The sequence below is a fragment of the Sneathiella sp. genome (genome assembly GCF_041689005.1).
Classification (GTDB): domain Bacteria; phylum Pseudomonadota; class Alphaproteobacteria; order Sneathiellales; family Sneathiellaceae; genus Sneathiella.
This window is the reverse complement of record NZ_JBDNHC010000022.1, coordinates 1-11,735: the sequence shown is the minus strand read 5'-3', so window position 1 is coordinate 11,735 and position 11,735 is coordinate 1. Positions and strand designations below refer to the sequence as shown.

The following is an 11,735-nucleotide window of genomic DNA, read 5'->3' as shown; positions in this document are numbered from 1 at the left end:
GATATACTTATAACATATACTTCGTAATTTAGATATTTTGCAAAATATTGACATTTTTTACTTTTAACCCAGCGGATTCATATCTCAAGTGTAATGCCTAGTCATACGGAATTTGCACTTCTCTTATGAGTTAATTGTCTAATTTTCATGTATTTTTTTACGTTTTATGTATTGTTTTTTTTAGTTTCATGTATAGTTTTTTCGGGTTTCATGTATTGTTTTATACTAAGCTTCATGTATGGTGTATTAATTTTCATATATGTTTGATATAAAACAAAAAAATGATTGATTTTTATAAGATCGGGAGGTTTTATTTTAGATCATATAATGCAACGCTGGGTTTTAGTGTAAACAAAAAGTATCTATAAATTTGCAATTCGGCGCATTAATGGCCGTATCTCCATTGCTAAACTGCCAATCTATATTGAAGGCGGATGTATCAGTGGGTGCTAAACGGGCGAGCGGTCAAAAATCCGCTGGCTTGTAACTAATAAGGCGTAAGCCTGGAAAATTTAGGGAGTAAAAGAAAATGAAACTTTTAAAAACTACAAAACGAATAGCTGCATTAGGGCTGAGTGTCCTAATGGCGGCTAGTATCGCACAGGCCGGGTCTCTGCCGAAAGAAGTGAAGATTGGCGGGTTGATGCCTCTCACTGGCAACGCCGGTTTCGTTGGCGTAGAACTTCGCAAGGGCCTGGATTTGGCCTTAGCCGAATATCATAAAAACCTGCCGGAAGGTCTGCCCTCGATCGACGTCATCTATGTGGACTCACAAGCTGATCCAAGGATGGGTTTTCAAGGTTATCAGCGCCTGGTGACCCGCGATGAGGTTAAGGTTATAGTCCTGACCTACACCAGTGTTGCCAAGGCGGCGGCGCCTCAGGCTATACGCGATAAAACCGGGATGATGAATGTTACCCAAGGCCCGGTAACCGAACTCGGGAAGAACTTTACCAGTACTCTGCCGCCCTATTCGATGCAGGGACTGGCGGTACTAAAATACGCCGTGTCAAAACTCGGTTTAAAACGAATCGCTGTGATCTATGAAAATTCCGAGGCGTTTGTGGCCGCAATGGAAAATCTGCGTGATGTCGCCTGTCCGCAGGTTGGCTGCGAAGTCGTCGCTTCAGAAGAGATTCCTGCTGGCGCTACTGACATTGCGGCACAAGTTACCGCCGCACTTGCAACAAACCCCGATGCAGTATTTCCCATCGGAATTCAGGCCCAGACCATACCAGTAGTACGCGAACTGCATACGCGGGACTATAAGGGCCAAATCATAGGTAATGGCGAATTGGGCGCCATTATCAGCGCGGGAAGTGGGAATCTTATCGAAGGTGCAATTTATCCAACCTACGCATACGAGAAAGATAACCCAGACTTCATCCGTGTTTCCAAAGCCGTCATGGACGCAACTGGCAAAGAAGCAACCCAGTATCTCTTCTTGGGGTATCAGGCAGGCCAGGTCGTGGCGGGCGTTATGGCCCAGATGGATAAAATGGGCCTCGAATGGTCCGGCGACAATTTCATCAAGGCTCAAATAGCGGGCAAGTTCAGTACAATTATGGGCGAAGTCAGCTTTCTTGAGGATGGGCGCATCGTGGAACCGATGACGATGATGGAAGTAAAGGACGGCAAAGGTGTTGCCGTTGGCAAGGTTCTTCCAGAAGACCTGATCGAGAAATAATTTGGTCGGCGGCCGGGCCCACGGTGCGCTACAACGCAACGTGAACCCGGCCACATCCTGCCAAAAAAAAGCCTGCGATTATATTCCAGTAGTGAGAATATTTATGTGGGCAGAGGCATCGGGGCCGCGTAGCTTTGGAAATACGGGAGTATTCGTTAATGAATATATCATCAAGCAGTTCCTCTAAGGTAGACATCGAGCAGGAACCGCTATTGACGATCAATGGGCTCAGAGCGGGTTATCGTGGCTGGGAGGTGCTCAGCGATATCAATTTGCGGCTCAAACCCGGCGAGACCCTTGGCATCCTTGGCCACAACGGTGCTGGTAAGACGACCCTACTGCGTTGTATCGCCGGGTTGCTGGCGCCAACGCATGGTCAGATCAGTTATGACGGGGAGGATATTAGTCGTTGGTCCATTCCCCAGCGCGTCAAGAAGGGCATCGTCTTGGTGCCGCAAGGTCGGGCCCTATTCCGTGAATTGTCGATCCGTGACAACGTCATGCTTGGCGCATTCAGAAAGACGCCAAGCGAGGCTCTTCAGGCTTGGAACAGTTTGTCTGAACGCTGGAAATGGCTGGCAGAAAGGCAGACGACTCACGTTGAAAAACTTAGTGGCGGCCAGCAGCAGATTGTCGCCAATGCTCGGGGTTTGGCATCATTACCAAACCTGCTAATGGTTGATGAGCCATCAATCGGCCTGTCGGGTGTTGCCGTCACCGAGTTGGTGGAGTTTCTCAAGGGGCTGCGAAGCGAGGGCAAAACTACCATTCTTGTAGAACAGAACGTCGGTCTCGCCGCAAATGTTTGCGACCATTTTATGATTCTACGCAACGGCGAAGTAATTGGCCTTTACCACCGCTCTGAATTGCCGATGGAAAATCTCTGGTCGTTGTTTTAATTCTATAGATATGCAGGGGAGTTTGTAGCAGTGTCGCAATTGCTTGATATTATAATACAGGCGTTCTACACGGGTGCCGAATGGGCGTTGATCGCCACCGGTTTCGGGTTTATCGCCCGAACAACAAACATATTCCATCTTGCATTAGGTGGCATCTACGCCATTGGTGCCTATGGCTGCTATTATTTTACCGTACAGCTGGGAATGCCGTTGTTCATTGGTGCAATCATCGGCGTTTTGCTGGCAGGCGTGGGCGGTGCGTTGATCGACTTGGCAGTCTACCAACCGGTTACCGGCCTATATGGCAAGCGACAGGTTGATCGACTTTCACCGTTCATTGCGTCACTTGGCGTGCTGATTGTGTTGCAGAATTGTATTCAGCTTTGGTTTGGCTCAATTCCCCTATTTATAGAATCACCTGACTGGGGCGTGGCGACAATCGGCACCTCACGTATTCTGGTATGGAATTTGGTGAAAATCCTGATCTCATTCTGTTCGGTTGCGGCCTTTGCACTTTGGCTTGTCAAAACCCGTACCGGCGCCAGCGCCCTCGCGCTTGGACAAAGTCCGGAAGGCGCAAGCGTCGTCGGTATTTCCGAACGAGCGGTCCGCTTGCAGATATTTTTTGCGACCGGTTTGTTTGCTGGCCTTGCTGGCGTTCTCGCCATCATGACACACCCCACGCTGCCGCACGATGGCTTGGCAATCGTCATTTATGGGGCGCTGATCGCGATGATGCTGCCGAAAGCCAATGTGCTTGTGTGGTGGCTAATTGCAGTGGCGGCCGCATTCGTCTATGCCGCAACCATAACCACTATTGGCGGCGGCTGGCACGACGTGGTGCTACAAACAGTGCTAATGTCCGCGGTAGTCATACTTCGCATTATAATGCCAGCAATGCAGCGCCGGCGTATTATTAGGGAAGCCAGCCTACTTGAGGCGACGAAAAATAATCGTTAGCAAAAAAATAATTCGCGATCACCAATTCCCTTCTCTTTAGGAGACCGTCGATGACCTATTGGTTAACCGTAGCAACGTTTTCACTGATCTATGGATCACTAGCAATCTCTTATAATATTTGCGTCGGTTATGTCGGCCTGTTGTCGATCGCCCACGCTGCTTTTTTCTCGATTGGTGCCTATGCATACGGGATTATAGGGTTCCAAACCGGAGACGGTGGCCTTTTCCCCGTTGCTGCCTTGGCTGGAATTCTGGTCGCCGTTCTCATTGCTACCGTGTTGGGGTGGGTCTTCACGATGCTTGACGAGCATTATGTGATCATTGGGACATTTGCGCTCCAGATCATTTTCACCTCGTTACTATTGAATCTTGATGTTGTTACTGGCGGCATACAAGGCATAGCCGGTATCCCCTGGCCAGAGATCGGGCCTTGGGAGATAGATACTGTAAATGAAAGGCTAGTTTTTGCAGTATTGCTGATCGCATTGACCTTGGGCTACGCGGTTTGGATCCTAAAATCTCCAATTGGTCTGCGCACACGCGCAGCACGGGAGAACCCGGTCGCCGCGTCATCTACCGGCATTTCCGTACGTCGCCTGCAGGTGATCATGTTCGCCTCCGGCGCAGGTTTCGCGGCTCTTGCGGGATCGGTCTACGCCGGTGTCATCGGCTTCATTGACCCAACGACTTTTACTTTGCACGTCTCGATTACGATGCTCAGCATGGTCGTTATTGGCGGTTTGGGAAACCCCTACGGGGCACTCGTTGGCGGTGTCGTCATCGCTACACTGCCGGCATTGGTCCAAGAGTTTGACATCGGTGCTAGCTCGGCAGCCGCCATACAGCAGATTCTGTTTGGACTAATCATGATCTTGATGATTATTTTGCGGCCCAGCGGCCTGTTCCCAGAGAACCGGTTGGTCCGAATTCCACGGGGAAAATGAACACTATGTCAGAACAAAAACTCGAAATCAAAAATGTCTCCAAGCGCTTCGGCAACGTCATTGCCTGTAATGACGTAAACTTGCAGATCACGCCGGGCACAAGCACCTCGATAATCGGTCCAAACGGGGCCGGTAAGAGCACGCTGCTCAATATCATCTGTGGCGAGGTGCTGCCTGACCGCGGCAACGTAATGTGGCAGGATACCTTGCTAATTGGTCATACCATTCAAGACATCGCCCGGTTGGGTATTGCGCGTATGTTCCAGGACTTGAAGCTATTCGATGCAATGACCGTATATGAAAATATGCTAGTCTATGCCCAGACTATTACCCGATATCGCCGCGCCGCGCCGCAGCGTTTCGTGGCGGGTAGTGATAATATTGATGAGCAGATTGAGGTGGCGTTGCGACAACTCAATCTGCTTGATGTCGCAGATCGCCGGGTCCGCGAATTGTCTTACGCTGAACGTAAGCTGGTTGCCCTGGGAAGAGTGATGATAACGCGCGCCAGCGTGGTGTTGCTGGATGAACCTGCCAGTGGCTTGGACAAAGTCAATCTAGAAATTATGCTCGAAGTAATTGAGGCATTGAAAGCATCAGGCACTGTGCTGCTGGTTGTAGAACATAACCTATCGATCGTCGAACGATTGGCTAGCCGGGCGATTCTAATCGAAGAAGGTAGTGTGATTGCTGACGGTAGTCCGGCGGAGGTGTTCCGAGATTCTAATTTCGGCCGGGTTTATTTTGCGCTTCAGGAGACCACGTAAATTTTCTATTCAAAGAAAATTCACGTGGGGCCAAGGCCAAAAATGAACTTGTAGGGCTTGGGGTTCCTAATGGCCTTGATTACTCGTATGCTGGATTTTTGACCCGAAAAAGAAGACATTGACGTCACGTTCGGCCCGGTGAAACCGGATTCCCCGCACAAACAGTGCGATAGTACTAACGTTGAGAAATGTGGACCGATATGGATTTTGGTGTTTCCAAAAATTTACCAGCCGTTACGGTCATCCAGCCACTCCTCGATGACTACGTCATTATGTTCCCCAGCTAACGGCGGTTGCTGAAATATCTCGAACTCATAGCCTGACATCCGCACTGGATTTCCTATGGTTTTGGTTTCACCCCCATTTGGCAATGACATAGGCTGAATAATGCCACTTGCTATTACCTGCGGGTCTTGCAATACCTCGGCATAGCTCAGAACCGGCGCAGTGGGTATACCCGCCAGGTCCATCAGTTCCCGCCATTCATCTGCTGATTTTGCCTTCAACGCTTCCTCAATCAAAATTTGCAATGCCTTCTGATTGGTAGCGCGCAGTTTAGTCGAAATAAAACGTGGATCCGTTTTGAGTTCAGCACAATTGATTGTATCGCACAAGATACTATAGAGACGATCATTGCCGGCGGCGATAATGAAGTAAACGCCATCACCCGCCTGGAACGCCTGATAGGGTGCGTTGCGCGGATGGGCTGACCCCATGCGAGAAGGTACATTTCCTGTACCCCAATATTCACTTGTTTGCAGTGCCGAACAGGCTAGCATGCAGGATAGCATCGGCACGTCCATGCGGCAGCCTTTGCCGGTTCGGCGCGCTGAATGCAGTCCCACCATACAAGAAAGCGCACCAAAAAGCCCGCTGGCAAAATCGCCGAACGGAACACCGCACTTCGCGGGAGGGCCATCCTCCTCCCCGGTGATGCTCATAATGCCGCTTGCACCTTGGATCGCGATATCAAATGCGCCTTTGCCATAATAGGGACCAAAATGTCCATACCCAGATACCGAGGTGTAGACGATACGGGGATTGATCTTGATCACGTCGCCATAACCAAAACCCAAGCGGTCCATGACACCAGGGCGAAAATTCTCCAGCAAAATATCGGCTTTACTAATAAGCTGCCGTATTCTGGCGCAATCTTTCTCATCTTTTAGGTCCGCCGTAATGCTTCTTTTATTACGACTGATGGAGGCGAAGTTAAGACTATAATCGCCGTCAGGTCCGGATACTTGCGGTGGCCAACGCCGCAAATCTTCTCCCCCTGGAGGCTCTATCTTAACAACTTCCGCGCCCCAGTCGCCGAGCAGCATGGAGCCGAACGGCCCCGCGGCGTACTGCCCAAACTCGAGAATTCGGACCCCAGAAAGCGGCATGTTACTACTGCTTCCATCCGAGCCACCCGTCGCATTTTTCTTCTCATCCGCGCTATTGGCCATGCATGATTTCTCCAAAGTCAAACCGTTTTAGTCTGTGTGCTAACCTGCAACAAATAGCGCGATAACCAAAGTGTTTTGCGCCGATGATATTCTATTTGTATTCAATATGTATTGCAAGTTAAAGGAAAAGCCATTGAGGCCGTCCCACATGTGTCAGGCGTATGCCTGATAGCGCGATTTAGCAATTTGAGCGGAGGAATATATTGCGGCCGCGAGACCTCGCTGTATAACGAATGCGGCATCGCCATGGATTGCCATAGAGTCTTGGCTGGGACGCCTTTTTTCCAAGTTTAGCCAAACCCAACGTGTTGTTGTAAAAGCGAGACTATTAAAATAGGAATTTTGATCTGGCACACTCAGGGCAGCCGGCTTTTTCGGAAAATCACTTAGTCTGAAAATTGTCGGTAATAATCATTTGACTGCAGTTCCGATTGTTTTGACAAGCGATCGACCCTATGCATAATGCCCATGATCGGCTTATCGTATTTCTCTTGCATTCAAAGCGTCAAGGAATTTAGGCTGTTAAAATAATTGTATGTGATTGTGGCATTTTCGGTCGCGCGCACATACAGACAACGCGCGCTTGGCGAATAAAAAATGGGCCGAAAACCAGGTTGGCTGGATCCAAGCATTACAGGAGGGATATCTTTATGAAGTCTACGCACGACCCGCTAGCGGACGTCCGCTTGTACGAGACGACGATTGATGAGATGTTTTGTCGCGCTGTTGCACGCTGGCCCGAGCGGCCTTTGGTGGTGGCCGATGGCACTCATATTTCATTTGCGGAAATGGAGGCCCTTGTTGACCAGGCGAGCCGTGGCCTTCTCGCGCTCGGCGTCGGGCCAGGGGACCGGGTGGCGTTATGGATGTCAAACATCTGGGAATGGATCGTCGTGCAATTCGCTGTCACGCGGATTGGGGCCGTGCTGACACCGATCAATACCAGGCTGCGGGTCGATGATATGGCGCATATTATCAGCGATTGTGGCGCAACTGTTTTGTTTACCCAAGACACCTCGATGGATTTTTCTTATATGAAGGTCATGGAGGAAATACTTGAGGCCCTCGGGCCCGACACTACGTTGCGCCATGTGGTGGTGACCCGCCCGACAGGGGCAATGGCTGAACCATTCGGTACATGGGACGACTTTATAAAGGGGGCCTGCGACGGGGATCCGACACCAAGACCAGCTACGGACCCTAAGGAGCTGGCCTATATCCTCTATACCTCGGGCACAACGTCGCTGCCCAAAGGCGTCATGTTAAGCCATGCCAGCCTCAACAATTCCATCAACATGGCTCGTTCATTTCGCGATGGCGATGTCAACATGATGATATATCCATTATTTGCGATTACAGGCTGTCACAACACAGTATTGATCGCGCTATTGCATGGCGGCTGTGTTGTCATGCAGGAGCGGTTCGAACCGGTCGAAGCTCTCATGCTTATCGAGCGGCACCGTTGCACGATCATTGGCTGTATCACGAATGTTTTGAGCGAAATTGCCGCATTGCCTGATTTCAAAACTGCAAAGATAGATAGCCTAAGGGTTGCTAGCATTTTTCCTCGCCGCCCGGAGCACATGGAACTTTTGAAACGATTTGGACTGGAAGCTGCATCCACCGGGTATGGCATGACGGAGACCTGTGGACCGGTTTGCTTCGTCGCCGACCTTGATCCAGATTCCATGGCCTCTGATGGCAAACCAGTGCCTGGCGACGAGGTTCGATTGGTGACGGAGGACGGCCGTGAAGCGGCGGTGGATGAGAATGGCGCCATCCTGGTACGTTCGCCTCATAACATGATTGGCTATTTCAACAACCCAGAGGCAACCGCCAGGACCATTGATGATGATGGCTGGGTACATACGGGAGATATCGGTCGCTGGGATGCCAAGGGCCGAATGACCTGGGTGGCGCGGGCCAATGATATTATTAAATGTTCCGGGTTCAATTTCGCGCCCGAAGAGGTAGAAACCTATCTAGCCAGTCACGACGCGATCGCGGAAGTGGCCATCGTGGGTGTTCCCGACCAAGGCAAGGGGGAGATTGGCGCCGCCTTTGTCGTTGGCAACAACGGGTTGACCATTGAGCTTGAAGACCTGCGGGAATTCTGTGCGGGGCGGATCGCATCTTACAAAATTCCAGGCCATGTTTTCATGCGGGATAAATTGCCAAAGACGGCAAGCGGCAAGGTCCGCAAGGTTGAGCTGAAAGCATGGTTTATAGAGCGGTAGTAAGCTACCAGGGCAAAATCAATATCAAACGTATGTTACGAGGAGTATTCTCAAGTGGAAGATGCGGTAGTTACGGAGCTGGAGGCCAAGAGGGCCGCGGGACGAGCAAGCGGCAGCAAGGACAAAGTAACCAGACTACGGTCCCAAGGTAAGTTGCTGGTGCGGGAACGCTTGGATCTATTGCTTGATAAGGGTAGCTTCGAAGAGATCGGTATTCTTGCCCATAGCCAGAACGATGAATTGCGAAATCGAACGCCTGCGGACGGCACGGTGGTCGGCAGCGGAAAGATCGATGGCCGCAGGGTTTTCGTTGGTGCTGATGACCCGACGGTGCTGGCCGGCACCCGCGGCCGGGTGGCCGAGGTGAAGATGACCCGCGTACGGGAATTGGCTTTGCAGGAAAAAAAGCCATTCATTTCCCTCAATGAGGCGGGTGCCGCTCGCGTACAGGAAAATCGGGGTGCGCTCTGTGCCGAACTGGGACTGGGTTTTGAGCATCATTTCCAGATGAGTGGCCTGGTGCCCCAGGTTTCGGCCATGTTAGGGCCCAGTTTCGGCGGACCATCATTTATTGCGGCACAAGGCGATTTCACAGCGATGGTGGCAGGCACCGGCTTCATGGGCATGTCGGGTCCCCCAATTGTCAAAGTTGGGATTGGAGTGGACCACTCAGCCGAAGAAATAGGCGGCGTGGAAATGGCGACGAAAATCAACGGCCAAGTTAACTATGTTGGCGTCGACGAAGCCGATACAATCACCTCATTGCGGCGCTTTCTATCATATTTTCCAAGTAACGCCGAGCAGACGCCGCCCAGGGTTGCTGCCCGGCCTGCACCCTGCGAAAGCCCCGAGGGCATGCAGGCGCTCATGAAGCTGGTGCCTGAGAATCAACGCCGAGCCTATGACATGGTCAAACTGCTTCATCTGATCACTGACGAAGACAGCATGTTTCCAATCAGCCCCGATTACGGCAAGAACCTGGTCACAACGCTAGCGCGTATGGGAGGTCAGTCCGTGGGGATCATTGCCAATAATCCCTCCCAGAACGCGGGGGTGCTGGATGAGAAGGCGGCCGTTAAGGCACGCAAATTTATTGACCTTTGCGATGCGTTTCATATCCCGCTGATTTTCTTTTCTGATTCACCGGGATTCTTGATCGGACCGATGATTGAACGACACCGCACGGTCAGTCTCGCCAGCCGTCTGTTGAATTCACTAATAGCGGCCAGCGTGCCAAAAATCACCATTGTCCTACGCAAGGCCGTCGGCTTAGCTTATATCGCTATGTGCGGCCGGGCCTGTCACCCCAACGCCATTGTTTCCTGGCCGACGGCGTTTTTTGATGTCATGGGCCCCGAAGCTGGAGTGGTACTAGTACATGGCAAGGAAATCGCCGCCGCCGCCGATCCAGCGTCACGGAAACAGGAAATCCTGGCGGAACTGGAAGCGGAGGCAAGCGCCTATGCGACCGCCGGCATGGGATTTGTCGACGACATCATTGCCCCCCTGGAAACTCGGCCCTTCATTCTAAAGACCCTTGAGCGCGCGGAAGGCTGTGACACCATCGGCTTCAAACATAGGATCGATCCCTGATCGGGCGCCCAAGAAAACGCGCCCGATAACCGACATTACCGGACGCACTGTATCTTTTGTTTCAGCGACCGCCCGCCGTGGGCGCCACCATCAAATCAACTTGGCGGCCCGAGCGATGGTACGCAATTGAATTTCAGTGGTGCCTTCCGTGATTGGGTATAGGCGGGCATCGCGGAAAAACCGTTGCACTGGCGCGTCGTTAATATAGCCCACGCCAGCAAAGATTCTCATCGCCTGATCGCTAACGCTAACAGCGGTTTCGCTCGCGACTACTTTTGCCATGGATGCTTCAACCTCGGCCGACTGGCCTGCGTCGTATCGTTCGGCGGCGGAATAAACATGCAGGCTGGCGGAAGTAATATCGATCAACATCTGCGATAGTTTCATCTGGATAGCTTGATATTGATTTATTGCTTTACCGAAGGTCTTCCGCATTCCGGCATATTCAACGGCGGCTTCATATGCGGCCCGGGCCACGCCGAGACTTCTAGCTGCGTGGGTGATCCGGCCTTCCTCCAGGACTGACATGACATATTCCATGCCGTGGTTTTCTTCACCTAACAGGGCTTCGGCGGGAACCCAGCAATCAAAGAATACAGAGCCGGTCTCCATTGAGAGATGTCCCAATTTATCCATTTTCTGAATTTCAATGCCCGCCGTATCGCTATCCACGAGAAACAGGCTCAACCCCTTCCGGCGCGCGTCCCGGTCCGTGTAAACGACAACGATCATATAGTCGCTCATGGGTGCCCCGGTAATGTAGAGTTTATTGGCCGTGATGCGCCAGCCATTGCCTTCACGCACCGCCTTGCCGTTCATGGATAAGACGTCGGAACCGGCGCCGGGTTCAGTCATCGCGAAGGCGGACACCTTCTCCCCTCGAATAGTCGGCACGAGATAGCGTTCGATCTGCCCCGGCGTGCCCATTTCAGGTAGTAACCGCTGCCCCAATCCCGTTAACCCTGTACACAGACCCGCGCAGATCCGGGAGCATTCCTCGATCATGATGCACTGAAGCCACAACGAGGCGCCGGCGCCACCCAATGATTCCGGCGCGGTCAGCCCAACCAGCCCATTTTTGGCCGCTTTCTTGATCAGTTCACGGGGATAGGTACCGCTGGTCTCTGCCTGAGTGACTAACGGTGCAATTTCCTGTTCCGCGAACCTGCGGCAAACATCGCGGAAGGCTCTGTGTTC

At 51.7% G+C, this 11,735-nt stretch carries 9 protein-coding genes; 7 read left to right on the top strand and 2 right to left on the bottom strand.

Annotated elements, in window-relative coordinates:
- The first annotated feature begins 529 nt into the window (after positions 1–529).
- The 5 genes from ACESNI_RS02740 (at position 530) to ACESNI_RS02720 (ending at position 5,257) form a co-directional block, all read left to right on the top strand.
- Positions 530–1,687, top strand: a complete 1,158-nt coding sequence (locus tag ACESNI_RS02740; RefSeq protein ID WP_373084794.1) for an ABC transporter substrate-binding protein — start codon at positions 530–532, stop codon at positions 1,685–1,687.
- A 158-nt stretch (positions 1,688–1,845) separates the two neighbouring features.
- Positions 1,846–2,586, top strand: a complete 741-nt coding sequence (locus tag ACESNI_RS02735; RefSeq protein ID WP_373084792.1) for an ATP-binding cassette domain-containing protein — start codon at positions 1,846–1,848, stop codon at positions 2,584–2,586.
- A gap of 30 nt (positions 2,587–2,616) precedes the next feature.
- A complete protein-coding gene (locus tag ACESNI_RS02730) occupies positions 2,617–3,546 on the top strand; it encodes a branched-chain amino acid ABC transporter permease (RefSeq protein WP_373084790.1) in 930 nt (309 codons plus the stop codon).
- 50 nt (positions 3,547–3,596) lie between these two features.
- The gene (locus ACESNI_RS02725) at positions 3,597–4,490 is read left to right on the top strand and encodes a branched-chain amino acid ABC transporter permease (protein WP_373084788.1); all 894 of its coding nucleotides are present in this window, start codon (positions 3,597–3,599) and stop codon (positions 4,488–4,490) included.
- A 5-nt stretch (positions 4,491–4,495) separates the two neighbouring features.
- The gene (locus tag ACESNI_RS02720) at positions 4,496–5,257 is read left to right on the top strand and encodes an ATP-binding cassette domain-containing protein (RefSeq protein WP_373084786.1); all 762 of its coding nucleotides are present in this window, start codon (positions 4,496–4,498) and stop codon (positions 5,255–5,257) included.
- A gap of 224 nt (positions 5,258–5,481) precedes the next feature.
- Here the strand turns inward: ACESNI_RS02720 and ACESNI_RS02715 are convergent, their stop codons facing one another.
- Entirely contained in the window at positions 5,482–6,708 is a 1,227-nt protein-coding gene (locus tag ACESNI_RS02715) for a CaiB/BaiF CoA transferase family protein (RefSeq protein WP_373084784.1), read from the bottom strand.
- A gap of 650 nt (positions 6,709–7,358) precedes the next feature.
- Here ACESNI_RS02715 and ACESNI_RS02710 point away from each other — a divergent pair.
- Together ACESNI_RS02710 and ACESNI_RS02705 are read left to right on the top strand one after the other, a co-directional pair.
- Positions 7,359–8,945, top strand: coding sequence for a class I adenylate-forming enzyme family protein (locus tag ACESNI_RS02710; protein ID WP_373084782.1), 1,587 nt, complete (start codon positions 7,359–7,361; stop codon positions 8,943–8,945).
- A gap of 54 nt (positions 8,946–8,999) precedes the next feature.
- Positions 9,000–10,538: an acyl-CoA carboxylase subunit beta gene (locus tag ACESNI_RS02705; RefSeq protein ID WP_373084780.1), complete on the top strand. Its 1,539-nt coding sequence runs from the start codon at positions 9,000–9,002 to the stop codon at positions 10,536–10,538.
- Between the two features lie 90 nt (positions 10,539–10,628).
- On the opposite strand, the gene ACESNI_RS02700 is transcribed toward ACESNI_RS02705, so the two are convergent.
- On the bottom strand, positions 10,629–11,735 hold a 1,107-nt coding region (locus tag ACESNI_RS02700), incomplete at its 5' end, for an acyl-CoA dehydrogenase family protein (RefSeq protein WP_373084778.1).

Bases quoted from the DNA above. Each gene is read 5' to 3' on its own strand.
- ACESNI_RS02740 (WP_373084794.1), top strand. From the start codon at position 530: ATGAAACTTTTAAAAACTACAAAACGAATAGCTGCATTAGGGCTGAGT.
- ACESNI_RS02735 (WP_373084792.1), top strand. From the start codon at position 1,846: ATGAATATATCATCAAGCAGTTCCTCTAAGGTAGACATCGAGCAGGAA.
- ACESNI_RS02725 (WP_373084788.1), top strand. From the start codon at position 3,597: ATGACCTATTGGTTAACCGTAGCAACGTTTTCACTGATCTATGGATCA.
- ACESNI_RS02720 (WP_373084786.1), top strand. From the start codon at position 4,496: ATGTCAGAACAAAAACTCGAAATCAAAAATGTCTCCAAGCGCTTCGGC.
- ACESNI_RS02715 (WP_373084784.1), bottom strand. From the start codon at position 6,708: ATGGCCAATAGCGCGGATGAGAAGAAAAATGCGACGGGTGGCTCGGAT.
- ACESNI_RS02710 (WP_373084782.1), top strand. From the start codon at position 7,359: ATGAAGTCTACGCACGACCCGCTAGCGGACGTCCGCTTGTACGAGACG.